We start from the raw sequence: 26,798 nt of genomic DNA on the forward strand, positions 1-26,798 counted from the left end.
GTACTTTTGCAGCGTATTAAATGGAATTGGTTGTGAAAAAAGAGCAAAAAATCAAAGTGATACGCATCATTACGAGCATCGTTTTGCTAATGGCGGCATATATTCCGGCTATTCCGGAAGAGATTCACATCGGATTATGCGCCATCGCCTATGTCATAATCGGTGCGGACATAGTTTATGCAGCCTTGCGCAATTTGTGTAAAGGTCAGTTTTTCGATGAGAATTTCCTCATGACTATTGCGACCGTCGGAGCATTTGCCATCGGTGAATACCCCGAAGCGGTGGCAGTGATGATGTTCTATCAGATTGGGGAACTTTCCTCCGATATAGCGGTGGAACGGAGCAGGGCTTCGATTGCGGCATTGATGGATATCCGTCCGGATTATGCCAATATTGAGAAAGAGGGAAATCTAACACGGGTGTCTCCATCGGATGTCCCGGTCGGCAGTATCATAGTAGTAAAACCGGGAGAGAAAATACCATTGGACGGAAAGATAATCTCCGGAAGTACGACTCTCGACACGGCGGCGTTGACAGGTGAAAGCCTTCCGCGTGAGGTTTCCGAAGGCGATACCGTTATCAGCGGAAGTCTGAATCTCACAGGTGTTCTGCATATCCGCACATCGGGGACATTTGGAGAATCGACTGTCGCGAAAATCCTCGATTTGGTAGAAAACGCGGATACTAGCAAGGCGAAGAGTGAAAAGTTCATAACCCGTTTCGCGCACTATTATACACCTGCTGTCGTGGCTGTGGCTGCATTGCTCACCTTGGTTCCTCCGCTGATTGCGGGCGGCGAATGGCTTGTCTGGTTAAACCGTTCCCTGATTTTCCTAGTGATTTCCTGCCCCTGCGCACTGGTCGTGTCCGTCCCGCTGACGTTCTTTGCCGGAATAGGCGGAGCATCAAGAAAGGGCATCCTTGTAAAAGGCTCCAACTATCTGGAAATGATGACGCATATAAAAACAGTCGTGTTCGACAAGACCGGGACTCTGACAAGAGGCAATTTCTCAGTCACTGCCATACATCCCCAAATGTTATCGGAACATGAGCTTATAAAATTGGCTGCATTGGCGGAAAGTTTTTCCGACCATCCCTTGTCGGTATCGATACGGGATGCCTGCAATCTGCCATTGGACAAAACAAGAGTGACCGGTTATGAGAACATTGCAGGCGAAGGAATCGTGGCAATCATTGACAATGGCAAAGTTTATGCCGGAAACGAAAAACTTATGTCGCGTGCCGGTGTGACGCCCCGGTCATGCAAAAAGACAGGTACCATTGTCCATGTCGCCGTAGACAGCGTTTATATGGGACATATCGTCGTTTCCGATACCCTAAAGCCGCAATCCGTCGAGACCATCGCAAGGCTGAAAGCCTCCGGAGTTGGAAAAACAATCATGCTTACGGGTGACCGCAGTGATGTGGCCAAAGATATTGCCGAAAAAGTGAACATAGATGAGTTCCATGCCGAACTGCTGCCGATAGACAAGGTGAGGTTTGTCGAGGCACTGTGTAAAGAACATGCCCGGTCTCCCATCGCTTTTGTCGGCGACGGCATCAACGATGCTCCGGTCATCAAACTTGCTGACATAGGCATTGCCATGGGTGCTGTCGGCAGTGACGCCGCCATTGAAGCCGCCGACATCGTATTGATGAATGATAATCCCATGAATATCGTCGAAGGCATGATGATAGCGCGCAAGACGTTAAGCATAGTAAAACAGAACATCGTATTCGCCATCGGCATCAAACTCCTGATGTTGCTGTTGGGAGCGTTGGGCGTTGTCAACATGTGGGCTGCCGTGTTTGCCGATGTAGGTGTTACCATACTTGCCATACTCAATGCGTTAAGGAGCATACGTGTCAGCAATGTGTTAAAACAATAATAACTCCATCTTTGCAACCGGGTTGCAAAAGTAAAAGCGTGTATTTGCACCCGAAAAGCAGTTTTACTGTCAACAAAGAGATGAAAAGACAAGTGTACATAGCGATAGTGGCGTTGGCGGCAATCATGTTGCTTGCCGTGCCATTCATTCCGCATCATCACCACGATAAAGCGCTATGTACGGTTGTGGAACACTGTGACAGCGACAACACGGATAATGACGAACATACAGGCCACAACGATGACGGCACGGCGTGCATAGAGAATGGCGGATTGTTCATATCCAAATCCGATGCACACAACAATACTTCCTATAAGATAATTCCGGCATTTGTCTGTGCGATATGCAGGATGGCAATTGCCGAACTGTTTCCGGAAAAGAAGATTCCATGCGAATGGGAAGGCATCGCCATCTACCAATCGGCGGAACTGACCCGGACCAATGCCCTGCGGGCACCTCCCCATATTTCTGACACCTCTTATAAATCCATGAGGTGCGGTATGCCTTTCCGCATACCCTATTTCCCTTTTTTTTCATACATCATCCGTTCCCTTCGTGTAAGGGAGCGTGAAACGTAATACAACAAAAATGTTAATAAAGAGAGCCTTAGTGCCTGTTGCATTGGTCTTTCCTCTGTTGTTGTATGCCTATGATGTAAAGGATAAGGACGATTTACAACCGACAGATAGCCTGTTGCACGACACCGGCGCGTCGCAACTTTCAGTAAAGCAGCTGATAGTTCCGGCCTCGCTGGTGGCATACGGCATATTCGAAGCCGCGATGATGCACGGGAACAGGATGCTGAACTATAGCATAGGTCACGAGGTCATCACCCACAAACCTGCAAAGTTCAGGATTGACGACTATACGCAGTATGTTCCGGCTGCAAGTGTCTATGTCCTGAATCTTGCCGGGGGCAAAGGACGGCACGGCTTCAAGGACAGGACTGTCATATTGGTTATGGCGAGCCTGTTTACCGCAGTGACAGTCAACGAGCTGAAATACACGGTGCGCGAGCAACGCCCTGACAAATCCGGGAGAAATTCGTTCCCGTCGGGACATACAGCCGCAGCCTTTATGGGAGCGGAGTTCCTGTGGCAGGAATACAAAGACGTGTCGCCTTGGTATGGCATCGGCGGATATGTGATAGCCGCCGGAACAGGGGCGTTAAGGGCGTGGAACAACAAGCATTGGGTCTGGGATGTCGTTTTCGGCGCAGGTTTGGGAATGTTATGAACAAAACTCGCATACAGGCTGTACCCGTCCGTGCAACGCAAATTGTCCAAAAAGAAGGAGAAAGTCTCCGGCATCTCCTTCTATCCTTATTACAACGGGCAACAGGGAGGACTTTCAGTCAAATATGATTTTTAATTTAGAATGGAATATGCTTCAGAAACTGATAAAATTCTCAATAGAGAACAAACTCACAATAGGCATACTGACGGTAGCCCTCATCATATGGGGAGGGTGGTCGCTGTCACAGTTGCCGTTTGACTCCACGCCTGACATCACCAACAATCAGGTGCAGGTAATCACGCAGGCCCCGTCGTTGGGGGCGCAGGAGGTGGAGCAGTTCATCACCACTCCCGTGGAGATGGCGCTCGCAAACATACCGAGAGTGACGGAGCGGCGGAGCATCAGCCGTAGCGGACTATCGGTCATCACGCTTGTCTTCGACGATGCCGCCGATGTGTATTGGGCGCGGCAGCAGGTGAGCCAACAATTGAAGGAAGCCGAGGAGGTGCTGCCGCAAGGCAAAGGCACGGTGGGGCTTGCCCCCGTGACGACCGGGCTTGGCGAAATCTACCATTACACCATACGCGCGGAAAAAGGCTACGAGGACAAGTACAGCCTTACCGACCTGCGCACGATGCAGGACTGGATTGTGCGCAAGCAGCTGTCCGGCACGGAGGGCATAGCCGAAGTGAGCGGATGGGGCGGATACGTGAAGCAGTACGAGGTGGCGATTGACGCCGACCGGCTGAACGCATCGGGGCTGACCGTGGCGGACGTGTATGACGCCCTCGAAGCGGGCAACGAGAACACCGGCGGCAGCTACATAGAGAAGAACAGCAGCCAGTATTTCATCCGTGGCATAGGCCTCACCACATCGTTGGAGGACATAGGGAAGATACCCGTGAAGACTATTGGCGGGACGCCGATACTCGTAAGGGATGTGGCAAACGTGCAGTTCGGATATGCCACCCGCTATGGAGCCGTGACAAGGAACGGAGAGGGCGAGGTCGTGGCCGGCATCACGCTGATGCTCAAAGGTGAGAATTTCCAGCAGGTGATAAAGAATGTGAAGAAACGCATGGCGCAGATACAGAAAAGCCTGCCCGAAGGCGTGGCCATCGAACCGTTCATCGACCGCACGCAATTAGTGGACCGCGTGACGGGTACCATCACTCGCAACCTGATAGAGGGAGGGCTGATTGTGGTCTTTATCCTCGTACTGTTCCTCGGCAACTACCGCGCAGGACTTGTGGTAGCCTCCGTAATCCCACTGTCCATGCTGTTCGCATTCGGCATGATGAAGCTCTTCGGCGTGAGCGGAAACCTGATGAGCCTCGGTGCGATAGACTTCGGGCTTATCGTCGATGGTGCGGTCATCATCGTGGAAGCCGTGTGCCACCACATAGGCATCAGCAGGGACAAGTACCGGGGCGCAAGGCTCACGCAGGCGCAGATGGACGACGAGGTGTATCTCTCCGCGTCCAAAATCCGCAAGAGCGCGGCATTCGGCGAAATCATCATCATGACGGTCTATCTGCCCTTACTCACGCTGGCGGGGATTGAGGGGAAGATGTTCCGTCCCATGGCTATGACCATCTTCTTCGCCATACTCGGCGCGTTCATCCTGTCGCTCACGTATGTGCCGATGGCAAGCGCGTTGTTCCTCAGCAAGGAAAGCACGCACAAGCGCAACCTGTCCGACCGCCTCATTGAGAAGCTGAGGGGATGGTATCTGCCCGTCATCACGAAAAGCCTCAATTGGAGCAAGACGCTGATAGCCTCGATGGTCGTGCTGTTCGCAATCAGTCTGCTTGTCTTCAACAGGTTGGGCGGAGAGTTCATCCCCAGCCTTGAGGAGGGGGACTTCGTCGCCGAGATAAGCATGGCGCAGGGCACGTCGCTCTCGCAGATGGTGGAAAGCACCATGCAGGCGGAGAAGATACTGAAGGCGCAGTTCCCGGAGGTGAAACAGGCGGTGACGCGCATAGGAAGCTCCGAGATCCCCACCGACCCCATGCCCGTGGAGCGTGCCGACATGCTCATATCCTTGATTCCGAAAGCCCAATGGACATCGGCAAAGACCAAGGACGAGCTGATGGAGAAGATGGAGGAAGCCCTGAGCGTCATTCCCGGCATGGAGGTAGAGATGACACAGCCCATACAGATGCGCAACAACGATCTGATTACGGGCATCAAGCAGGATGTGGCGATAAAGATATACGGCAACGACCTCGACGCGCTGGAATCTTCAGCGAAAAAGGTGGCATCGCTCATCAAGGATGTGGACGGCGTGTCTGAACCGTTCGTGGAGAAGGTGCAGGGACTGCCGCAGATACAGGTGAAGTATGACCGAGACCGTCTGGCGAAATACGGCATCTCCATAGCCACCGCCAACAGAGTACTTGAGGCGGCTTTCGCAGGCCGTCGCACAGGCTACGTGTTCGAGGAAGACCGCCGCTTTGACATGGTGGTGCGGATGGACAATGACCTGCGCAACGACCTCGCGGCATTGGAAGGTCTCTATCTGCCACTGCCCGACGGCGGGACGCTGCCGTTGCGACAGGTTGCCGAAATCAGCTTCGAGGACGCTCCGGCGCAAATCACGCACGAGGACGGGCTGCGGCGCATATACGTAGGGTTCAACGTGCGTGGGCGTGACGTGCAAAGCACCGTAGAGGAAATCCAAGGCATTCTCGACAAGGAACTGAAGCTCCCGGCGGGCTATTATTACACATACGGCGGACAGTTCCAGAACCTTCAGGAAGCCACAGGGCGGCTCATGCTCGCCGTGCCGCTTGCCCTGCTGGTCATCCTCTGCCTGCTGTATGCCACACTGAAGAATGTGCGCGAGACACTGTTCGTGTTCTCCGCCATACCGCTGTCCGCCATCGGCGGCGTGTGGGCATTGTGGCTGCGCGATATGCCGTTCAGCATTTCTGCCAGTGTGGGATTCATCGCGCTGTTCGGCGTGGCGGTACTCAACGGCATCGTGCTTATCGGACAGTTCAACACGTTCGAGAAGGAAGGAATGACGGATGTGCGGAAACGGATTGTCGAGGGATGTATGCTGCGGCTGCGCCCGGTCATCATGACGGCACTGGTGGCATCGCTCGGCTTCATGCCTATGGCACTCTCCACGGGCGACGGAGCCGAAGTGCAGCGTCCCCTCGCGACTGTGGTCATCGGCGGACTGCTCACTGCCACCATCCTGACACTCATTGTATTGCCGTCAATATATAAGACATTCACAAGAGAAAATCGTAAGGAAGCATGAAAACATTCAAGTATATCATTTTAACGGTATGTATCGGCGCACTGCCGCTGTCGTCACCTGCACAGGAAAAGACCATGACGTTGCAGGAGTGCATCGACATGGCATTGGACAACAATCTGGACATGAAAGCCGGGACAGTCTCCGTAGGCAAAGCCCGCGACTTGCAAGGCACGGCGTTCGACATGGAGAAGACATCCGTCACGCTCAGTCAGGACCCCACATCAGGGGGTAGTCCCGACAACGGCATAACGGTAAGCCAGTCGTTCGAGTTCCCCACTGTTTACGCCGCACGGCGCAAGTACCTGAAAGCGGAAACGGCGGCGGCGCAGAGCAGTCTGGCGGTGACACGCAACGAGGTGGTAAGGGACGTAAGCGCATACTATTACACACTGCTCCATGACCGCCGTACCATCGAAATCTTGCAGGCGCAAGACAGTGTGTACGACAGGTTCGTCAGCCTTGCCTCGGCACGGTTCAAGGCGGGGGAGGCAGGCAATCTGGAACTGATAAACGCAGAGCGTATTCGCAACGAGAACCGCATCGAGATGGAAAAGGCTGAAAAGTCTTACCGGTCGGCGATGCTTGCTTTCCGGCAACTGCTGAACACGGACACCGTGGTCGTTCCGGCGGACGTTTCGCTTCCCGTCATACGACAGGAAATGCCGGAGGCATCCGTTTCCTTCGAGCAAACGCCTTTGGGCGGAATGTATGCCGCACGGATAACGGCATCCGAGCGTAACCTCAGCCTTGCCAAACAAGGGTATATGCCGGGACTGAGCATAGGCTTGACAGGGCAGCTGCTCATCAAGGGCTTCAATCCTTACGACATCGAGCGCAGCAGGTTTGACAAGGGAAATTTCATGGGCTTCGAGGTAGGCGTGAGCATACCCCTGTTCTGGGGCGGTCAGAATGCGAAGGTAAAGGCCGCCCGGCGCGACGTGGAACTGGCGGAAATCAGCCGCCGGCAGGCGAAGCAACGTATGGACAAGGAATACCGTGACGGACTGAACGAGCTTTTCCGTGCGCAGAAGGTGCTGGACTATTACACCGCGCAGGGAAACGGACAGGGCGAGCGCATGGGCCGCCTCTCGCAGGTGTCCTACGAGAACGGGGAAATCGGGTATGTGGAATATATCCAGAACCAGCAGACAGCACTCGACGTGCAGTTGCGGTATGCCGATGCCGTCAACGACTACAATCAGGCAATCATCATGTTGAATTACATAAAAGGAAACAAATGAAAACGATTTATATGACAATCATGGCAGGCGCACTCGTCATCCTTGCGTCATGCTCCGGGAACAAGAACGTAGAAAACCAGACTAAGGAGACGGAAGAACAGCATACGGAAGAGGTGGAACTGACGCAGACGCAGATAAGCACCGTGGGCATCACGCTGGGCAAAGTGGAGAAAAAGGAACTCGGCAGCGTAATTCGCGTCAACGGGGAGCTGAAGCTAAATCCGCAGGACAAGGCGGATGTCATGTCGCTCATCGGCGGCATCGTCCGCAAGATAAGTGTCATAGAGGGGCAGCAGGTAAAAGCCGGACAGACGGTGGCCTACATCGAGAACACGGAGATTGTGGAGATGCAGAAGAACTACCTTGTGGCTGCAAAAGAAAAGGAGACGGCCCAGCTGGAACAGCAGAGGCAACGAACGCTGTCCGCGCAGGGAGCCGGAGTGGAAAAGACGCTCCAGCAAGCGGAAGCGGCATACGCGACCGCACAGGCACGCCTGACGGGATTGTATCACCAGTTGGTGCAAATCGGCATCAGTCCGGAACAAGTGGCAGCGGGGAAGATAGTCTTGCAAGTCCCCGTGCGCACGACTATTCCGGGTGTGGTAGGCAAGGTAAGTGTGAACACCGGCACTTACGTGGACACCACCACTCCGCTGATGCAGATAGCCGACAATTCGGCCGTCTATGCCAGCCTCAATGTGTTCGAGCGCAACATAAGCCAGGTCGAGGTCGGGCAGGACGTGGATTTCGTCATCACGAACAGCCCGGAGGCGCGCGTCAAAGGCAAGGTGTCTTTGGTGAACCGCTCCATGAACCCGGAGACCAAGGCCATCGCCGTACATGCCCAAATTACCGGAGGCAACGCCGACAGGCTGATTGTCGGAATGTACATCACCGGACTGATACATACGGGCAAGAAGGAGGTCACGGCTCTGCCTGACGATGCCATAGTCAGCGCGGAAGGCAAGAAGTTCGTTTTCGTCCTCGATGGCAGACAGGCGGACGGAAAGGAGCAAACGCTGCATTTCAAGCGCGTGGAAGTCATAACGGGAGTCGGCGAGCTGGGATATACGCAGGTTGATTTCGTGAACCCCGTGGATGCGGACGCCACAGTAGTAACAGGCAAAGCATTTTACCTCGCTTCCATGTCCGCCGACCACGGCGAACACTGATTATAGCAACGGACATCTATGAACAGGCATAACGAACGTAGATTGGGAAGACGACGGCAACATCGCTACAAGATGTTCAACCTTTCTAAATCAGCATCATCGTAAGCCTTGCCGCAGGTCTGGTCGCCGGCTTTGCCGTCTGGCACTTCATTTACCGGTGTGAAGACCCGACATGCGTCATAACCTATGTCAATCTGGCGATTTGTCTCTTGGTGTTCCCAGCCTTTGCGTTGGTAACGAGTGAAGTGTTTTTCGCACATCCCGACCGGGGGAAACGCAAAAAGCCGAAATCGCACGATTGAATGCTATCATAGTGTAAGACAAGGAAGCCCTTGCTTGCGTATCGCGGCAGGTACGGGTCTTCCTTGTCTTGCCGGCAAACATAAGTGGATGAAATGATTTTCTCTGCGTTGGAAAATGAAGAAGCGGAAAAAGGAAGAGCAAGGAAAGGAGCATAATGAAAAGGAGACATATCGGGCACGTACCGGAAGACGGCGCAGGATTCTTATCTGCGGAAGCGGCGTATTAGGTTGCGTCATCGGCTTTTGCATTTATTCTTGGGTTATGGAATGTCCCGACCCTGATTGCCGTTTCCATTATGCACCCTTTGTCGGAATGCTGATAGACGGTGTTGCACTGGCTGTCTTGGCTACACTCGTATTAAGGAGACCATTGCACGGTATTTCAAAGGTATACAGGGTTGTGGTTGCTTTGTATATCACTGATATTTAGCATCTTCATAACCAAAACAGTCGTATAGCTATGCCTGCCAAACAACCCAAATCCGCTCCGAGCTTCCTGCAAGTTTATACGCAGGTGCGTCGCGACCGCATGAAACACTCGTTCCTTCGACAGATCAGCGCTTGCGTTGACTGGCGAGGTATTCGCACACTACTCAACGTGAGTTCGACGGAAGAATGAGGCTCCTAATCCCTGAAGAATGCCTTGGATAGAGCGCTGTAACGACCAAAGTGCTTTTAGAAATGCCCCGCGGGAGTCCCGCAAATGCCTTGGCGTTTGCGGGACTCCCGCGGGGCATTTCCAAAGGCGTTTTGGCCATCGCATGGCTTCCGTAGTGGCTCTCTAAGGGCCTTATTCTTCCGTCGAACTCACGTTACTCAACAAGAAGTATACAAAGACCCTGAACGCCACAGGCAATCCAGCCTATGATACCTTGATGATGTTCAAGATCCTACTGCTTCAGACATGGTACGGCCTGAGTGATTACGAAGTCGAAGAACGGATCAACGACTCCATCCTCTTTGAGCGAATTCCTCCTCTTGGATATGGGCCTTCCAGCTCCAGACCACAGCACCATCTGTCGCTTTCGCGATGAACTGACACGCTTGGGGATTATGGACAAGCTCCTTAAGGAGCTGAATAAGCAGTTCAAGAAGCACGGGATTAGCCGTATTGACCAAGGGGCTATCGTGGATGCGAGCATTGTGGATAGCCCGAACGCTCCCGATGGAAGTATCCTCATCGAAGTGGCAGGCGACCGAGAGGACTTGCGCACCGAAGAAGAGCAAGCCCAAGAGCAGGCTTATCAGTATGAGTTGAAAAGTCGCAAACCAGGGGTCGATATGGAAGCTCGTTGGGTACGCAAAGGCAGGCAATATCGCTACGGGTACAAAAAGCACGTGCTGACTGATGGGCAAGGGTTGGTGGAGAGCATAATTACCACGCCAGCCAATTGTGTCGATACGGTGGTATTGCCCGAGCTGATAGAGAAGGCTGAGCTTACGCAGGGCGTTAGTGTCCTTGCCGATAAAGGTTATTGTAGCCGAGAAGAACTCAGCTTGTCTCCTTGAGCGCGGCTTGATTGATGGAATTATGCTCAAGGCACAGAAGGGGATGAAGCTCACAGAGCGACAATGTGAACTGAATAACGCCATCAGCAAAATGCGCTGTTTGATAGAGCGTACCTTCGGGAGTATTCGAAGGTGGTTTTCAGGAGGGCGATGTCGCTACCGAGGGCTTGAGCGAACGCATACACAGAATATCTTGGAAGCTATGGCATACAATCTCAAGCGTATGCCTGGGCTTCTTGTGCTCCAGAGTATCAAATAGCCCCGAAAAGCCCCCTCTCGGAAGGATGATCCTCCCGAAAGGGGGCAAGGGGGAGAGACAGGCATCTCGCTTCTCAGCCTAAAGACTCCGGAGTTCGGTGGAGAAAAGTGCAAGCTATGAAGAGATGGGCTTGCGCAATGGTCTCTATACTTCGCCCGAAAGAGGACACACATAAGTTTGTTGTTCTCCTCTTAAGATGGATCGTAGAAAGAACGTTCTCTTGGATAGAAAACTACAGGAGAATGACGATCAATAAAGAACGATGTAGTGAGTCCGCAGAAGCCATGCTGTACCTCACTTTCTGTCATATTCTCCTTAAAAAGTCCACAGATAAATTCAAAACTGCTTCTCAAAACACTATGTAGATATTCTAAAAACGACACTTGGCGCAGATCTACTTCTGCTTCCAAGTGCCGTTTTCAATTCAATTATGCGCCTTTCGCGTCTTATCGTTTCCCGCCCCCCCTTGTAATTCTTCTCTAGTATCCTTTCGAGATCCGAAATCTTGTAGAGAATCTTGCTGGCGAACTGCGTGTAGGGGATGATCCTCCGATCGCGATAGTCCTGCAAGGTGCGGGGGCTTTCGTCGTGTTTGTCGTTTTGTCAGACTTTACACAGAGCAATCGCTCCACATCCTCCCGCTTGTAATAGCACTTGTGCCCGATCTGTGAGAAGGGTAGCACTCTTGTGTCTCGGTAGTGTTGTAAGGTGCGTTTACTGATGCCGAGCAGTCGGCAGACGTCCCCGTTGTGTAGCCATTCCGTGTGTTTGGACTCTTCTCCGAAAGCCTTCATGCAACATTCTGCGAGGCTCAGTACCTCGTCACGCAGGTTCTGCCAATCGGCCTCTGTAATAATCAAATACTTCATGGATTCACGTATTAGTTTTTGGTTGGTAGTTAGGTCTTACTGTTTTCGGCGGCAAACGTAATTGTACGCAAAACGCTACCCATGCAATCGGGAACAGTAGGGATGCAAATGGAACAGTAAGGAAACAGCCGGTGTAGCATGGACGAAGTTTCCGTTCATTCGGAAAATAGTCGCAACGGAAAGCAGGTAACAGCCTTCTAATAGTCCCTCTTCTCCCTCCCTTTCACAGCTACTTTGTCTTATCGGAGGGGTGAATCACTTACTTGTAAAGCCTATTCTCTGAAGAAATCGGCCGCAAACAGATGCAACATCATGCCGGAATACACTGCATGCTTGGATGCCGGGGATGCTCATCACACCTTCACCCCCGAAAACTCACTCAAGCCAGCCATGAAGAAACAGGCAGATAAAAGCAACCTAAACGCCAGTAAAACAACGGACAGCGGCGGCTGTTCATCGAAGAACCGTGAGATCGAGGCCTACCTCGCTCGGCATTACACGTTCCGATACAACACTGTCTGGGGACGGGCGGAATATTGCGGTCAGGAGGACAGCCGATTCGTGAAGGTCGGCCGCTATGAGATCAACACGCTGCGCCGTGAACTCGACAATGAGGCCGGGCTCACGACCTCCCCAGACAACCTCTACTCGATCATTGAAAGCAGTTTTTCGCCCCGTGTCAATCCCGTACAGGCGTATTTCAAAGCCTTGCCCGCCGCTGTGCTAGATGTCCCAAACACACATGCCATCCATGAGTTGGCCGACTGCGTCGTCGTCCGTAACCCAGAGAAATGGCTGCTGTACCTGACAAAATGGCTTGTGGCTGTAGTCGCCAACGCGATGGACGACCACGCGTGTCACAACCACACCTACCTGGTCTTAACCGGCGAACAGGGACGATTCAAGACGACGTTTCTCGATCTGCTTTGCCCGCCTGAGCTGCATGGCTACAGCTATACCGGCAAGATCTATCCGCAGGAAAAAGACACGCTAACCTACGTCGGGCAGAATCTCATTATCAACATCGACGACCAGCTCAAGGCGCTCAACAAGCGGGACGAAAACGAACTAAAGAACCTGATCACCTGTCCGATGGTCAAGTACCGCATGCCTTACGATAAGCATGTGGAGGAGCACCCCCACATGGCGAGCTTCGTGGCCTCGGTGAACGGCAACGACTTCCTCACCGACCCCACCGGCAGCAGGCGTTTTTTGCCCTTCGAGGTGCTCTCCATCGACATCAACCGGGCAAGGGCCGTCTCGATGGACGCCGTTTATGCGGAGGCCAAATCGCTATTGCAATCGGGCTATAGATATTGGTTCAACGATGAGGAGATCGCGGAGCTATACTGCGAAAGTGAGGCGTTCCAAGTGCAGACTGCGGAGATGGAGCTCCTGTTGCGCTGCTTCGAGCTGCCGACCACCGACAGCGATTGCTCCTACCTGACAACGACCGAAATCTTGACTTACCTCGGCACCTATACGCGCCAACCGCTTAAGGCCAAACGTATGGGCGAAGCGTTGAAAAAGGCTGGATATATCGAGGTCAGTCGACGGCGAAACGGCGGTAGTCCACTGTATGTCTACAAAATCCGAAAGATCCTCCCCTGTCCCCTCCTCCAATCATCTCCAATCATGTAGTAGTAACATGTAGTCAGCCGCATAATGACTTCTATTTATATGAATGCTATTGGAGAACAATTGATTATGGCGATTGTAGTTTGTAGTAAGAAGAAACCAAAAAGTACGGGTGTTTGATCTTAAATCACTTGCATTCAAATAAAGTATTGTGGTAATTTATATCAAATAAATTGCATTCATATAAAGTACCAGAGTAATTTATTCCAAATCACTTGCTCTCAAGCAAAGCATCCTGGTAATTTATTCCCAATCATCTGTATTTATAGAAAGTACCAAGGTGATTTATATCAAATCATTCGCATTCAGAGAAAGTACCAAAGTGATTTATCTCATATCAATTGTATTTATAGAAATTACTGAAGTAATTTATCTCAAATCACTTGCATTCATTGAAAGCACCGAAGTGATTTATTGCAAATAAATTATATTCAGATAAAGTACTGGAGTAATTTGTATCAAATCACTTGCATTCAAATAAAGTACTGGAATGATTTATTCCCAAACAACCGAATTCAAAGAAAGTACCTGAGTAATTTATTCTAGATCAATTGCATTCAGATAAAGTACTGGAGTGATTTATCTCAAATCATTCGCATTCAGATAAAGTATCGGAGTGATTTATTATCCATCTCATACCCGTCCGACGGTTGACGAAGAATGTGATGTGCCGCTCACCACTGCGGTATGAACGTCATCCGAGCTTTAGGGTAAACACTGAAAAGAACCTGTGGATTGACTATGCCGAAGGCTGCGGAGGAAGCATCATCGACCTCTATATGCGGCTCGAGAGGTGCACCTTTCCGGAGGCCATCCGCTGTTTGGGGCAGATGATTTTCGGTCACACGACGAGCGATTACCCGAGGACGAAATCCTACCGTCATAGCCCCGAGAGAACAGACGGAGGAAGAAAATTGATCGGCATATCGGATGACCTTCCGCCACATTTACAAGACTACCTGACAAAAGAGCGGCGCATCGACCTCGGTCGGGCACGATCCTTCCTCCGATGCGTCCGCTACGAGGTGAGGGGACGGACGTACGAAGTCATCGGCTTTCCCAATGCCTCGGGCGGCTATGAGCTACGGGGCGCCAGGTTATTCAAAGGGACACTAGCGCCGAAGGACATCACACCCATCTTTCCCGACGGGCGGCAGCCAGTCTGCCTCTTCGAAGGCTTCATGGACTTCCTTTCCTTCCTTTCAATGAAAGAAAAGGTCGGTAGCCATTGCCTTGTAATGAACTCCGTGGCTAATGTTGGGCGGTGCATCCGTTACTTGCGCGAGCGGCACATCACGGCCCTCCGTGCGTTCCTCGATAACGACGACGCTGGAAGGCGAACATTGAGCATGTTCATCGAAGCTGGGTTTCAAGTGGAAGACATGGCCGTACACTACCAAGGATGCAAGGATCTCAACGAGTTTCATGCTAGCCGCGTCCGTCGCCTACAAGAACAACAAGGACAAGCACTAATTACAACCCAACCATCCCACACAATCAAACAGAAAAGAAAATAGCAACCATGAAAGAGAAAAACACCAACAAAGCGGACCGGGCGTTCCTTGACGTCTATTTGGGAGAAACGCATCCACAGGAAGCAGAGCCATCCGAGCAAGCCGTGCATACCGAGAGTACACTCACACCGAAACGCATCAGCGCCAAAATGAGACGAGGAACGTTGGAGGCTTACAAGCAGACCTTCCTCGTCCCCGCCAAGCTGACAGATCGTCGGGCGGTCTACCTCAGTCGGGCGACTCAGGAGCGCGCTGACTTCGTTGTCCGTCGATTGGGCAATCGTGGCGCCAATCTGTCAAGCTTCGTGGAGCGCATCGTGCACGCCCATTTGGAAGATTACGCCGAGGAAATCGAGGAATGGCGAAAGCTGTAATCCAAGCACACGGATCCATCAAAGAGTCCACGAACAATATGCACGTCAAGCAATCAGCAACCGCCTGAATGCATGGCATGCAGTGATCACAAGAATCACTGTAGGGTTTGTACCGGAGCGTGACGACGGTAATGCAAGACGTCAGTTTGTTCCCACAAACTGCGCTTGCTCCCCCGACCTTAGCGGACGGAGGAGAGGGCCGTAATCACATCCGTTCTCATCGGCCTAAACCATAGGATAAGTACCACGAAAAGAGACAACACACATGAAAAGACACACCAAAACGGAAGACAAGAAGACGAACAAGACGGCCTTTATCAAGGTCCGATGCACAGCCGAGGAGAAGGAACGGATCCGTTCGAGAGCCACGAACGCGGGGCGGAAGTACTCCGACTACTGTCGCGAGATGTTGCTCGGTGGATCCGTCGTCGCCGTCCCTCCGATGGGCGACAACGAGAGGGAGGCCCTCGCCATCCTCCGTCAGACGGCACTGTTCTACGCGCACATCTCTAACCTGATCAAGGTCAAGGACGCCTCTTGGGTAGACACGACGAAGGCACTCGCCACCTATGCCAAGATCGCTTTTAAGCGGTTCTTCAGTCCCCAATACCGCGTCAATAAAGAGGTATTTAAGCGCTTAAATATCGAGGAACATGATCGCAAAGTGTAAGGCCATCGCGCACGGAGACAACGCGCTGGAGTACATTTTTCGCGAGGGAAAGCTCGGCCGGATCCTCGCCCTCCACAACCTCTGCGGAGAAACGCCGAAGGAGATCCACGAGGAGATGAAGCTGATTGGCGACTACAACAGCCGCTGCAAAAACAAGTTCTTGCGCATCGAAATCGGCATCGCCCCAAAGGACGAGCCGCAGATGACATTCAAGACTCTGAACCGCCTCGCTTTGCTCTTTGCCAAACAGATGGGGCTGGACGATCACCAGTGGGTGGCTGTCACGCATAAAGACACCGACAATCTGCATATCCACATCATCGCCAATCGAATCTGCCTCGGTGGGCGGGTCTACGACACCTCTTTCGTGAGCAATCGAGCCGCGAGAGTAGCCGAAGAACTCAGTCGCAAGCATGGGCTGACCATCGCCAACGAAGTCCGATCCGCACGACTACATCGGAAAGCCCAAGCCGATCCGAGAAGAGAGCGGACAAAGCTGCAGGTTCGGAGCATCTGCTACGCCCTGCTCGAGAAGCACAAAGGGAAAGGCCTGTCGGGTCACTCCATGTTCCTCTATGAACTCCACCGAAGTGGCGTCACGATCGACCGCATGAAGAACAAGCAGGGGAAAGTCTACGGACTGAAGTTCACCTACGACGGCCATAGTTTCAAGGCCTCCGAGATTGGCCGTGAGTTTGGTTTTCGCACCCTGCCGAAGCAGTTCGAGAACGGCAATGCGCAGAAGTCCATCATCCAATCCTCCATGATCCCTACGAAAGACAGTACACCTATCGCACAAGTCGCAGGCGCCGCTGTGGACGTCGCTTTAGACACTGCAGGAAGCTTTCTTTCGGAGACTGGAGAGGTCACAGCTCTACAGACACACGGCGCCGACTACGCCGAGATCGCATGGCAACGGCGCTTAAGAAACCAAGCCGGGAAAAAGAAGAAGCGAAGGCGGTGGATATGATGTTCGACGTTCATTCGACCCTCTTCCACGGACTCACAAGCAGAAAGCAGAATTAAGAGAATCGCATCAAAAACGCCTGTTTTTCAAATAGTCATAGTAACATTGCAGCCTCAAACGACAAGCGCCCTTTGTTTGTGCAGATTTCCGCAACTCCAAGCACCTCGCTCGTTTCTACTTCGTTACCTATCCAATGTCTACGACCGACTAACTTCTTCTTTTGCAGAGGAATATTTGCTGATATTTTTCTCCCGAACCGTATTGTAATACGTTCTGAGGTGGTTCTAATAGGTTCGGAACGTATTAGAATAGGTTCCGAGGTGGTTGGAATACGTTGGTGAGGTGGTCGGAATACGTCCGGAACGTATTGTAATAGGTTAGGGAGAAAACTATTTAGAAATATCCCTCTGCAAAAGAAGAAGTTAGTCGGTCGTAGACATTGGATAGGTAACAAAGTGGAAACGAGCGAAGCGCTTGAGGTTGCTGGGATCTGCACAAACAAAGGGCGCTTGTCATTTGAGGGTGCAATGTTACTATGACTATTTGAAAAACAGGCGTTTTTGATGCAATTCTCTCGATTTGGCTTTCGGTTTGGGAAAGGTCGGGATGGAGGGAGCAGATGAACGTCTAACATCATATTCCCCGCCCCCCGCTTCTTTTTCCCGGCTTGGTTTCTTAAGCGTCGCTGCCATGCGATCTCAGCGTAGTCTGTGCCGTGAGTCTGTAGGATTGTTACTTCGCCCACCTCTGAAAGGAGGCTTTCCGCAGTGTCCAAAGCGGAGCTTGCGACTTGTGCAATAGGGGAATCATTTGTTGGCCGGAGGGAGGAATGGTCGGAGGGGATGATTGGCTTCAGTGTGTTGTCGGACTCGAACTGTTTCGGCAGGGTGCGGAAACCGAACTCACGGCCGATCTCGGAGGCCTTGAAACTGTGGCCGTCGTAGGTAAACTTCAGCCCGTAGACTTTCCCCTGCTTGTTCTTCATGCGGTCGATCGTGACGCCACTTCGGTGGAGTTCGTAGAGGAACATGGAATGACCCGAAAGGCCTTTCCCGCGGTGCTTCTCGAGCAGGGCGTAGCAGATGCTCCGAACCTGCTGCTTTGTCCGCTCTCTTCTCGGATCGGCTTGGGCTTTCAGATGTAGTCGCGCGGATCGGACTTCGTTGGCGATGGTCAGCCCGTACTTGTGGCTGAGTTCTTCGGCTACTCTCGCGGCTCGGTTACTGACGAAGGTGGTATCGTAGACCTGCCCGCCAAGGCTGATCCGATTGGCGATGATGTGGATGTGTAGATTGTCGGTGTCTTTATGCGTGACGGCCACCCATTGATGGTCGTCCAGCCCCATCTGCTTGGCAAAAAGCAGGGCGAGGCGGTTCAGCGCCTTGAACGTCATCTGCGGCTCGTCCTGCGGGGCGATGCCGATCTCTATACGCAGGAACTTGTTTTTGCAACGGCTGTTGTAGTCGTTGATCAGCTTCATCTCCTCGTTGATCTCCTTCGGCGTTTCGCTACACAGGTTGTGGAGGGCGAGGATCCGGCCGAGCTTTCCTTCTCGGAAAACGTACTCCAGCGCGTTACCCTCGTGTGCGATGGCCTTACACTTTGCGATCATGGCCTTCGATATTTAAGCGCTTAAATACCTCCTCGGGGACCCGATAGCGAGGGCTGAAGAACCGCTTAAAAGCGATCTTGGCATAGGTGGCGAGTGCCTTCGTGGCGTCTACCCAAGAGGCGTCCTTGACCTTAATCAGGTTAGAAATGTGTGCGTAGAATAGCGCTGTCTGACGGAGGATGGCGAGCGCCTCCTTCTCGTTGTAGCCCATCGGAGGGACGGCAATGACGGATCCGCTGAGCAACATCTCGCGGCAGTAGTCGGAGTATCTCCGCCCTGCGTTCGCAGCTCTCAACCGGATCCGTTCCTTCTCCTCTGCTGTGCATCTGACCTTGATAAAGGCGGTTTTGTTCAGCTTCTTGTCTTCCCTTTTAGGGTGTCTTTTCATGTGGATAGGTCTTTTTTGTTGTGCTTATTCTATGGTTTAGGCCGATGAGAACGGATGTGATTACGGCTCTCTCCTCCGTCCGCTAAGGGCGGGGGAGCAAGCGCAGTTTGTGGGAACAAACTGACGTCTTGCATTACCGTCGTCACGCTCCGTTACATACCCGGTGTGTTTCTTGTGATCACTGCATACCATGCATTCAGGCAGTTATTGATTGCTTGACGTGCATATTGTTCGTGAACTTTTTGATAGATCTGTATGCTCGGATTATAGCTTCCGCCATTCCTCGATCTCCTCGGCGTAGTCCTCCAAATGGGCGCGCACGATGCGCTCTACGAAGCTCGACAGGTTGGCGCCACGATTGCCCAGTCGACGGACAACGAAGTCGGCGCGCTCCTGTGTGTCTCTACTCAAATAGACTGCCCGACGATCTGTCAGCTTGGTGGGGACGAGGAAGGTCTGCTTGTAAGCCTCCAGAGTCCCTCGCCTCATTTTGGTGCTGATGCGTTTCGGTGTGGGTGCACTCTTGGCATGCACAGCCTGCTCGGATGGCTCCGCTTCCTGTGGACGCGTTTCTCCCAAATAGACGTCGAGGAACGCCCGGTCAGTTTTGTTGGTGTCTTTCTCTTTCATGGTTGCTATCTCCTTTTCAGTTTGATGGGGTGGGATGGTTTGGTTGTGATTTGTGCTTGTTCTCGTTGCTCCCGTAGGCGACAGACGCGGCTAACATGAAACTCGTTGAGATCCTTGCATCCTCGGTAGTGCACGGACATGTCTTCCACCTGGAACCCGGCGTCGATGAATGCGCTCAGGGTTCGCCTTCCAGCGTCGTCGTTATCGAGGAACGCACGGAGGGCCGTGATGTGCCGCTCGCGCAGGTAACGGATGCACCGCCCGACATTAGCCACGGAGTTCATTACAAGGCAATGGCTACCGACCTTTTCTTTCATTGAAAGGAAGGAAAGGAAGTCCATGAAGCCTTCGAAGAGGCAGACTGGCTGCCGCCTGTCGGGAAAGATTGGTGTAATGTCCTTCGGCGCTAGTGTACCCTTGAACAGCTCGGTGCCCCGTAGTTCGTAGCCGCCCGAGGCATTGGGAAAGCCGATGACTTCGTACGTCCGTCCCCTCACCTCGTAGCGGACGCATCGGAGGAAGGATCGTGCCCGACCGAGGTCGATGCGCCGCTCTTTGGTCAGGTATTCCTGCAAATGTGGCGGAAGGTCGTCGGATATGCCGATCAGCTTTCTGCCTCCGTCTGTTCTCTCGGGGCTATGAAGGTGGGATTCCGTCCGCGGGTAATCGCTCGTCGTGCGACCGAAAATCATCTTTCCCAAACAGCGGATGGCCTCCGGAAAGGTGCACCTCTCGAGCCGCATACAAAGGTCGATGATGCTTCCTCCGCAGCCTTCGGCATAGTCAATCCACAGGTTCTTCTCGGTATCCACCTTGAAGCTCGGGTGGCGTTCATCCCGCAATGGTGAACGGTACATTGCATAGGCCGCCAGCCGTCGGACGGGCGTGATGCCTTTACTTTCCAAGTACGCCGTGATGGGATACCGCTTGATGGTCGATAGGTTTTCTTCTTTCATGCTGATTAAACATTGAGATCGGTAATGAAATGGTGGGGTGTTTTATTGGAATGCAAGTGATTTAGGATCAAACACCCGTACTTTTTGGTTTCTTCTTACTACAAACTACAATTGCCATAATCGATTGTTTCCCAATAGCATTCATGCAGATAGAAGTCACTACGCAGCTGACTACATGTCACTACTACAGATTTGAAGGAGCGGACAGGGGAGGATCTTTCGGACTTTGTAGACATACAGCGGGCTGCCGCCGTTCCGCCGCCGGCTGACCTTGATGTATCCGGCCTTTTTCAGCGCCTCTCCCATACGTTTGGCCGTGAGCGGCTGGCGCGTATAGGCGCCGAGGTAAGTCAAGATTTCGGTCGTTGTCAGGTAGGAACAATCACTGTCGGTGGTCGGCAGCTCGAAACAGCGCAACAGGAGCTCCATCTCCGCGGTCTGCACTTGGAACGCCTCACTTTCGCGGTATAGCTCCGCGATCTCCTCGTCGTTGAACCAATACCGATAGCCCGATTGCAACAGCGATTTGGCCTCCGCATAGACGGCGTCCATCGAGACTGCTCTCGCCCGATCGATGTCGATGGAAAGCACCTCGAAGGGCAGGAAGCGTCTGCTGCCGGTGGGGTCGGTGAGAAAGTCGTTGCCGTTCACCGAGGCCACGAAGCTCGCCATGTGGGGGTGCTCCTCCACATGCTTGTCGTAGGGCATGCGGTACTTGACCATCGGGCAGGTGATCAGGTTCTTCAGTTCGTTTTCATCTCGCTTATTGAGCGCCTTGAGCTGGTCGTCGATGTTGATGATGAGGTTCTGCCCGACGTAGGTCAGCGTGTCTTTTTCCTGCGGATAGATCTTGCCGGTATAGCTGTAATCGTGCAGCTCAGGCGGGCAAAGCAGGTCGAGAAATGTCGTCTTGAATCGCCCCTGTTCGCCGGTTAAGACCAGGCAGGTGTGGTTGCGACACGCGTGGTCGTCCATCGCGTTGGCGACTACAGCCATAAGCCATTTTGTCAGGTACAGCAGCCATTTCTCCGGATTACGGACAACGACGCAGTCGGCCAACTCACGGATGGCGTGTGTGTTTGGGACATCTAGCACAGCGGCGGGCAAGGCTTTGAAATACGCCTGTACGGGATTGACACGGGGCGAAAAACTGCTTTCGATGATCGAGTAGAGGTTGTCTGGGGAGGTCGTGAGCCCGGCCTCATTGTCGAGTTCACGGCGCAGCGTGTTGATCTCATAGCGACCGACTTTTACGAATCGGGTGTCCTCCCGGCCGCGATATTCCGCCCGTCCCCAAACGGTGTTGTATCGGAATGCGTAATGCTGAGAGAGGTAGGCCTCGATCTCCCCGTTCTTTGATGAGCGTCCGCTGCTGTCCGGTGTTTTGCTGGTGTTTATGTTGCTTCTATCTACCTGTTTCTTCATGGCTGGCTGGGATGAGTTTTCGGGGGTGAAAGTGTGATGAGCCTCCCCAGCCTCCAAGCATGCAGCGCATTCCGGCATGATGTTGCATCTGTTTGCGGCCGATTTCTTCAGAGAATAGGCTTTACAAGGAAGTGATTCGCTCCTTCGATAAGACAAAATGGCAGTGAAAGGAAGGGGGATGATTCGCGGGCTGCTATCTGCTTTCCGTTGCGGCTGTTTTCCGAATAAGCGAAAGCCCCCCCTTGCTGCGCCGGTTGTATCCCTACTGTTCCATTTGCATCCCTCCTGTTCCCGATTGCGTTGACAGCGTTTTGCGTGCAATTACGTTTGCTGGCGAAAACAGTAAAACCTAAATACCGACCAGAAAACTAATACGTGAAACCATGAAGTATTTGATTATTACAGAGGCCGATTGGCTCTGCCTGCGGAACGAGGTGCTGAGCCTTGCAGAATGTTGCCTGAAGGCTTTCGGAGAAGAGTCCAAACACACGGACTGGCTACACAACGGGGACGTCTGCCGACTACTCGGCATCAGCAAACGCACTCTGCAACATTACCGTGATACGAACGTGCTACCTTTTGCGCAGATCGGGCACAAGTGCTATTACAAACGGGAGGACGTGGAGCAGTTGCTCTGCGTGAAGTCTGACAAAACGGCAAACACGAAAGCATGATGATGGAAGCGATTCAAGATTTGAGTATGGAATCGGGTGAGATGCCGGTAGTCCTCTCAGCCTTGCGACGCGTCAGGGAACGGATTCGGGAAGTGTCGGAGACGCACCGACCGCTCTTTGGCGGCGAACATTTCCTCACAGGCAAGGAAGTTTGCGAACGGCTTTACATCAGTCCCCGCACCTTGCAGGACTATCGCGATCGGAGGATCATCCCCTACACGCAGTTCGCCGGCAAGATCCTCTACAAGATTTCGGATCTCGAAAGGATACTAGAGGGGAATTACAAGGGAGGCGGGAAACGATAAGACGTGAAAGGCGCATAATTGAATTGAAAACGGCACTTAGGCAGAGACATATCTGCACTAAGTGCCGTTTATCTATGAGGAATTGACTTTCCTTTTTGAGCTCTTTGTTATAGATTTAAAAAGAACTTCTCGTCTCCCATCTTAGATGCTGTTTTTTTTAGATAAGGAGCAGAAGGAGCAAAAAAAACAGAGAACCTCCTAGGAGATCATTTTCACGTAACTGCTTTTTAATAGTCAATCTCCACTCTTTATTTATTATCTCTATTGGATCTTACATAGTAGCATCTTCTTTTATTTACTCCTCTTTGTATTGACTGGGAGATCTGAGCTCTTCTACGAGTTTGTCAACCATCGTGCAGGGATCATGTTTTGCATAATTAGTACCCTTACCCTTATGTGATTTACGCAGTTTTTCGGCAGATTTTATAGCAAACTCTTCCTTTCCATACCGCTGAAGTAAGTCGTAAATATCAGAAGCTCCTTTCTCATATTTAAAACTTCCATCTCTCATTTTATCCTTGAACATGTTCTCAAGTTTTTCTATGTACTGCTTTCGACCAATGGCTGTATCAAGATATTCAAAATGCAAGTAATACCACAATTCAAAAGATTCATTCGTCCAAGCACTTTGAATACCGCATCTGCTAGCTTCTTTTATGGCTTCATTAAAGTCTTCAAAATCATCCTTATCAAACACAACCCACACACGGTCAAACTTCATCGCATTTTTCTTTTCCAGATCCCGCTTTATTTCCAATGTCTTTTTAACCAAAGCGACCGTTCCCATACCTACACCTTGAATCTCAGAATGAACAACGGACGTATTGTTCTCAATAAAAGCTTTGAAATAGTTTGGCTCGGTCTTTTTTCCTTCACATACTATCAAAAAGCGCACCTGCCCCTCTTTAAGTTTAAATTTTTCTTCGCGTTCTTTGCAGGTTGCTCTCCCCGAGTGCCTATTTGTTATTTTAAGTTCTCTCTTGCTCAGATCGCCCATAACTATTTCCCTCTTATTTTCCAATGAATGGCACGGCCCCATAGCGTCCACGAATGTAATCGCGTTTAACATCTCGCTGATTATTTCCCCCATTATCATTCTTAAATTGCACAAGTGAATAGACGTCAGTAGCCTCTACTCTATCCTTCTCTGTGAACCAAATTTGGTCGCGACGAACAAGATCCAAGTCTAGAAGATTGGTGTCGTGCGTAGCAAATATGAGCTGCGCCTTTCGTTCGTTTTTATTCAAATCCATAAATAGCAACACGATATTCCTAGTTAAAAGAGGATGAAGTTTTGCATCTAATTCATCTATGACAAGAATATTTCCTTCGTTTAAGCTATCAAAAATTGGCCCGGAAATGTTTATAACCTTTTTTGTTCCCTCCGACTCCATCTTGTGCATATAAAAATTTTGTTCTCCAACAATCTGTCCACTCCTGTCATATACATTGTGAAGAGTTTCCGACTTAATAACAGTATCTTTTGACAAGCCTTTCTCTAAATCCGATCTTAATAAATCTGAAGGATTGACTGTATCCTCCTTGGGAATATTCATCTCTCTTACAGAAAAGAGTTTGAACCCCAACTGCAGTTCCCTAAAAAAAGCCTGTGCTTCATCAGCTCCGCTTAGATGCTCTAAAAACATTTTATGCGTAAATTCTTCGTAACCTTTATCATTAACAGCAGATAATACATTGCATTTCCTAAACCATCCTATTACTGAGTTAGATTTTTTGCCTTTTAGCTGAGCTACCAAAGATAGGAATAATCGGTTTTTGTTGGTTAAATTCTCCTTACCGTCACCCTCAGGGAAGTTTTCTGACAAAACTTCTATCACGTCTCGTGAACGTTCAAAAAGCTCATGCTCTTCTTTCTCTTCAAATGGCTTCTCGTATAACCATTCCGAGATAATCTCGTTTCTGTTGTACTCAAAACCATAGCGATAGATAGCCTTTTCTCTGATGAACCGTATTTCAAACAGGGTAGGTTGCGAAGCAGTTGTCTTATCCAATTCAAAAGGATCATAGGGTAATAAATCATCCTCATTCAGTTGTACTGAACGTTTTACCATCCTATTCATGACATAAATAGCCTTGATTAGATTACTCTTACCGCTAGAGTTCGCGCCATATAATACAGCCAGCGGGAGCAAACGATGCTCGCCTTCATTAATTACAGATTGCTCGTGTTCCTTTATAGAACAAGCCTCCATACTAAATGTCCGTTCATCTTTAAAAGAACGGTAATTCTTGACAGTGAAATCGAGTAGCATACCTCATATTTTCTCCAAATATATAACGAATATCTGATATGATGGATTTCTGCAGTAGGGCAACCGTATCAAATTTTGAGTAGCTCTTTGAGATAGTCGATATTGAGAGCCGCGGTGAATAATCTCTTTCAAATGGATAGCTTGTCTTTCCTCTGTGAGACAATGGCTAAGGCCAGCTTCCTGATCGTGTTGAGGTTCTGAGCAGCGTATGCTTTGCGTGCCCGGGAAAGATTTTCTCTGGAGGTTACGTCAAGGTGCCAATGCAATCTGTTTTCTATCTCCCAATGAGCACGGATATAAGCTCCGATCTTCTCCACAGCCTCGGCTGGTAAACTACTCAAATAGTACTATTTATCACGTCGCTCAGTTCCGTCGGAGAAGGTAACAAGGCGCTCGACCTGAACCAAAGAAGACAAATTTTTCCATGGCACATATTGAGATTGTCGCATGGTCTTTTATTTGAACTCTATTGTTATGTGCCCGAGTATTCTTAACTTTATTTGGCTTAAACCCTGTAGTCAAGTATGTCTACAAAGTCTACCACCCCCGCCCCCAGTTTCCTGCAAGTCTATACCCAAGTGCGTCGTAACCGCATGGAAGCACTCATTCCTTCGCCAAATCAATAAATGCATTAACTGGAGAGGGATTCAGACACTACTGAATAAGAGAAGTACACCAAGACTCAAAATGCAGTAGGCAATCCCGCCTATGACGCCTTGATGATGTTCAAGATCTTACTCTTTCAGACTTGGTATGGTCCCAAGTGATTATGAGGTTGAGGAGTGTATCAATGACTCCATTCTCTTCAGCGAATTCCTCAACTTGGATATGGGTGTGTCCGCTCCGGATCACAGCACCATCAGCCGCTTCCGCTTAGAGCTCACACGTCTCGTGGATTATATGGACAAACTCCTTAAAGAACTGAATAAGCAGTTCAAGAAGCAGGGGATTAGCCGCATTGACCATGGTGCGATCGTAGATGCAAGCATAGTTAACAGTCCCCATGCACCCGATGAAAGTATCCTAATCGAAGTGGCAGACGACTGGGAAGATTTGCGCACTATAGAGGAACAAGCCCAAGAGGAAGCCTATCAGTACGAGCTCAAAAGTCGTAAGCCAGGAGTGGATACCTAGGTTCGCTGGGTTCGCAAAGGGAGCCGATATAGGTACAGCTACAAGAGACATTTACTGACCGACAATCAAGGGTTGGTGGAAACTCTCATTACTACGCCCGCCAATTGCTCTGATACGATTATGCTACCCGATCTGATTGAGAAGGTGGATCTGCCCGAAGGGATTAGTGTGCTCGCCGACAAGGGGTATTGTAGCAAGAAGAACTCGCACTGCTTGACAAGCCACGGGTTAATCGACGGGATTATGCACAAGGCAAGTAGAGGGAAGAAGCTGACTGATACTGAAGCGATCTCTGAATAAGATCATTCGCAAAACGCGCAGCTTAATCGAGGGACCCTTTGGAAGTATTCGCTTGTGGTTCTCAGGCGGGCGATGTCGCTACCGAGGTTTAGATCGAACGCACACCCAGAATATCCTTGAAGTTATGGCATCAATCTCAAGCGTATGCCAAGGCTTCTTATACTGCAAAGTGTCAAATAGTCCTCAT

Annotated in this window: 23 protein-coding genes and 5 pseudogenes; 19 read left to right on the forward strand and 9 right to left on the reverse strand. The window is 51.0% G+C overall.

All coding sequences use genetic code 11. The features are described 5' to 3' along the window. The first annotated feature begins 20 nt into the window (after window positions 1-20). The 10 genes and pseudogenes from C7123_RS00835 (at window position 21) to C7123_RS00885 (ending at window position 11,247) form a co-directional block, all read left to right on the forward strand. Entirely contained in the window at window positions 21-1,889 is a 1,869-nt protein-coding gene (locus C7123_RS00835) for a heavy metal translocating P-type ATPase (RefSeq protein ID WP_237269326.1), read from the forward strand. A gap of 80 nt (window positions 1,890-1,969) precedes the next feature. After that, a complete protein-coding gene (locus C7123_RS00840; RefSeq protein WP_069175453.1) occupies window positions 1,970-2,467 on the forward strand; it encodes a DUF6769 family protein in 498 nt (165 codons plus the stop codon). Continuing rightward, window positions 2,457-3,125: a phosphatase PAP2 family protein gene (locus C7123_RS00845; protein WP_237269327.1), complete on the forward strand. Its 669-nt coding sequence runs from the start codon at window positions 2,457-2,459 to the stop codon at window positions 3,123-3,125. Before C7123_RS00840 ends, C7123_RS00845 begins: the two co-directional genes overlap by 11 nt. Before the next feature lie 148 nt (window positions 3,126-3,273). Then, a complete protein-coding gene (locus C7123_RS00850; RefSeq protein ID WP_083206894.1) occupies window positions 3,274-6,399 on the forward strand; it encodes an efflux RND transporter permease subunit in 3,126 nt (1,041 codons plus the stop codon). Beyond that, window positions 6,396-7,640: a TolC family protein gene (locus C7123_RS13090; protein WP_037981944.1), complete on the forward strand. Its 1,245-nt coding sequence runs from the start codon at window positions 6,396-6,398 to the stop codon at window positions 7,638-7,640. Before C7123_RS00850 ends, C7123_RS13090 begins: the two co-directional genes overlap by 4 nt. After that, the gene (locus tag C7123_RS00860) at window positions 7,637-8,812 is read left to right on the forward strand and encodes an efflux RND transporter periplasmic adaptor subunit (RefSeq protein WP_069175455.1); all 1,176 of its coding nucleotides are present in this window, start codon (window positions 7,637-7,639) and stop codon (window positions 8,810-8,812) included. The genes C7123_RS13090 and C7123_RS00860 overlap by 4 nt, the downstream gene beginning before the upstream one ends. Before the next feature lie 762 nt (window positions 8,813-9,574). Then, entirely contained in the window at window positions 9,575-9,733 is a 159-nt protein-coding gene (locus tag C7123_RS12775) for a hypothetical protein (RefSeq protein ID WP_159049785.1), read from the forward strand. 259 nt (window positions 9,734-9,992) lie between these two features. Next, window positions 9,993-10,128: pseudogene (locus C7123_RS13540) on the forward strand (transposase); the annotation flags it as partial. 267 nt (window positions 10,129-10,395) lie between these two features. Then, window positions 10,396-10,882, forward strand: a pseudogene (locus tag C7123_RS13545) (transposase). A 116-nt stretch (window positions 10,883-10,998) separates the two neighbouring features. Beyond that, complete coding sequence (locus C7123_RS00885; protein WP_083206898.1) at window positions 10,999-11,247, forward strand: transposase; 249 nt, start codon at window positions 10,999-11,001, stop codon at window positions 11,245-11,247. A 225-nt stretch (window positions 11,248-11,472) separates the two neighbouring features. On the opposite strand, the pseudogene C7123_RS00895 reads toward C7123_RS00885, so the two are convergent. After that, window positions 11,473-11,751, reverse strand: a pseudogene (locus C7123_RS00895) (helix-turn-helix domain-containing protein); the annotation flags it as partial. A gap of 312 nt (window positions 11,752-12,063) precedes the next feature. Here C7123_RS00895 and C7123_RS00900 point away from each other — a divergent pair. From C7123_RS00900 to C7123_RS00920, 5 genes are all read left to right on the forward strand, one after another. After that, a complete protein-coding gene (locus C7123_RS00900; protein ID WP_069175457.1) occupies window positions 12,064-13,392 on the forward strand; it encodes a VapE domain-containing protein in 1,329 nt (442 codons plus the stop codon). Window positions 13,393-14,012: 620 nt separating this feature from the next. Further along, entirely contained in the window at window positions 14,013-14,906 is an 894-nt protein-coding gene (locus tag C7123_RS00905) for a toprim domain-containing protein (protein ID WP_262509630.1), read from the forward strand. A gap of 5 nt (window positions 14,907-14,911) precedes the next feature. Next, window positions 14,912-15,277: a DUF3408 domain-containing protein gene (locus C7123_RS00910; protein ID WP_069175459.1), complete on the forward strand. Its 366-nt coding sequence runs from the start codon at window positions 14,912-14,914 to the stop codon at window positions 15,275-15,277. A 265-nt stretch (window positions 15,278-15,542) separates the two neighbouring features. Continuing rightward, entirely contained in the window at window positions 15,543-15,947 is a 405-nt protein-coding gene (locus tag C7123_RS00915; RefSeq protein ID WP_069175460.1) for a plasmid mobilization protein, read from the forward strand. Further along, window positions 15,931-16,917, forward strand: a complete 987-nt coding sequence (locus C7123_RS00920) for a relaxase/mobilization nuclease domain-containing protein (protein WP_069175461.1) — start codon at window positions 15,931-15,933, stop codon at window positions 16,915-16,917. Before C7123_RS00915 ends, C7123_RS00920 begins: the two co-directional genes overlap by 17 nt. 637 nt (window positions 16,918-17,554) lie before the next feature. Here C7123_RS00920 and C7123_RS13255 read toward each other — a convergent pair. The 5 genes and pseudogenes from C7123_RS13255 to C7123_RS00945 form a co-directional block, all read right to left on the reverse strand. Continuing rightward, window positions 17,555-18,526 (reverse strand): annotated as a pseudogene (locus C7123_RS13255) (relaxase/mobilization nuclease domain-containing protein); the annotation flags it as partial. After that, the gene (locus tag C7123_RS00930) at window positions 18,510-18,914 is read right to left on the reverse strand and encodes a plasmid mobilization protein (protein WP_069175463.1); all 405 of its coding nucleotides are present in this window, start codon (window positions 18,912-18,914) and stop codon (window positions 18,510-18,512) included. The gene C7123_RS00930 and the pseudogene C7123_RS13255, both read right to left, overlap by 17 nt. Before the next feature lie 264 nt (window positions 18,915-19,178). Continuing rightward, on the reverse strand, window positions 19,179-19,544 hold the full coding sequence (locus C7123_RS00935; RefSeq protein ID WP_069175464.1) for a DUF3408 domain-containing protein: 366 nt from the start codon (window positions 19,542-19,544) through the stop codon (window positions 19,179-19,181). Between the two features lie 5 nt (window positions 19,545-19,549). Continuing rightward, window positions 19,550-20,500 carry a toprim domain-containing protein gene (locus C7123_RS00940; protein ID WP_038001506.1) on the reverse strand — a complete coding sequence of 317 codons (951 nt, stop codon included), beginning with the start codon at window positions 20,498-20,500 and terminating at the stop codon, window positions 19,550-19,552. Window positions 20,501-20,671: 171 nt separating this feature from the next. Continuing rightward, a complete protein-coding gene (locus C7123_RS00945) occupies window positions 20,672-21,925 on the reverse strand; it encodes a VapE domain-containing protein (protein ID WP_069175465.1) in 1,254 nt (417 codons plus the stop codon). A gap of 383 nt (window positions 21,926-22,308) precedes the next feature. On the opposite strand from C7123_RS00945, the gene C7123_RS00950 reads away from it, so the two are divergent. Further along, on the forward strand, window positions 22,309-22,599 hold the full coding sequence (locus C7123_RS00950) for a helix-turn-helix domain-containing protein (protein ID WP_069175466.1): 291 nt from the start codon (window positions 22,309-22,311) through the stop codon (window positions 22,597-22,599). A gap of 2 nt (window positions 22,600-22,601) precedes the next feature. Then, a complete protein-coding gene (locus C7123_RS00955; RefSeq protein ID WP_069176381.1) occupies window positions 22,602-22,904 on the forward strand; it encodes a helix-turn-helix domain-containing protein in 303 nt (100 codons plus the stop codon). A gap of 295 nt (window positions 22,905-23,199) precedes the next feature. Here the strand turns inward: C7123_RS00955 and C7123_RS00960 are convergent, their stop codons facing one another. From C7123_RS00960 to C7123_RS13260, 3 genes and pseudogenes are all read right to left on the reverse strand, one after another. Then, window positions 23,200-23,901 (reverse strand): RloB family protein, encoded by a 702-nt coding sequence (locus C7123_RS00960; RefSeq protein ID WP_069176382.1) that lies wholly within the window; start codon window positions 23,899-23,901, stop codon window positions 23,200-23,202. Between the two features lie 13 nt (window positions 23,902-23,914). Next, window positions 23,915-25,177 (reverse strand): AAA family ATPase, encoded by a 1,263-nt coding sequence (locus tag C7123_RS00965; RefSeq protein WP_069175467.1) that lies wholly within the window; start codon window positions 25,175-25,177, stop codon window positions 23,915-23,917. Window positions 25,178-25,305: 128 nt separating this feature from the next. Continuing rightward, window positions 25,306-25,632 (reverse strand): annotated as a pseudogene (locus C7123_RS13260) (ISAs1 family transposase); the annotation flags it as partial. Between the two features lie 298 nt (window positions 25,633-25,930). Between C7123_RS13260 and C7123_RS13095 the strand changes: the two are divergent. Both C7123_RS13095 and C7123_RS13555 read left to right on the forward strand, forming a co-directional pair. After that, window positions 25,931-26,311 (forward strand): transposase, encoded by a 381-nt coding sequence (locus tag C7123_RS13095; protein ID WP_173896996.1) that lies wholly within the window; start codon window positions 25,931-25,933, stop codon window positions 26,309-26,311. A gap of 54 nt (window positions 26,312-26,365) precedes the next feature. Further along, window positions 26,366-26,611, forward strand: a complete 246-nt coding sequence (locus C7123_RS13555) for a transposase (RefSeq protein ID WP_394365944.1) — start codon at window positions 26,366-26,368, stop codon at window positions 26,609-26,611. Window positions 26,612-26,798 lie beyond the last annotated feature (187 nt).

Source organism: Tannerella serpentiformis (assembly GCF_003033925.1).
Taxonomy (GTDB): Bacteria; Bacteroidota; Bacteroidia; order Bacteroidales; family Tannerellaceae; genus Tannerella; species Tannerella serpentiformis.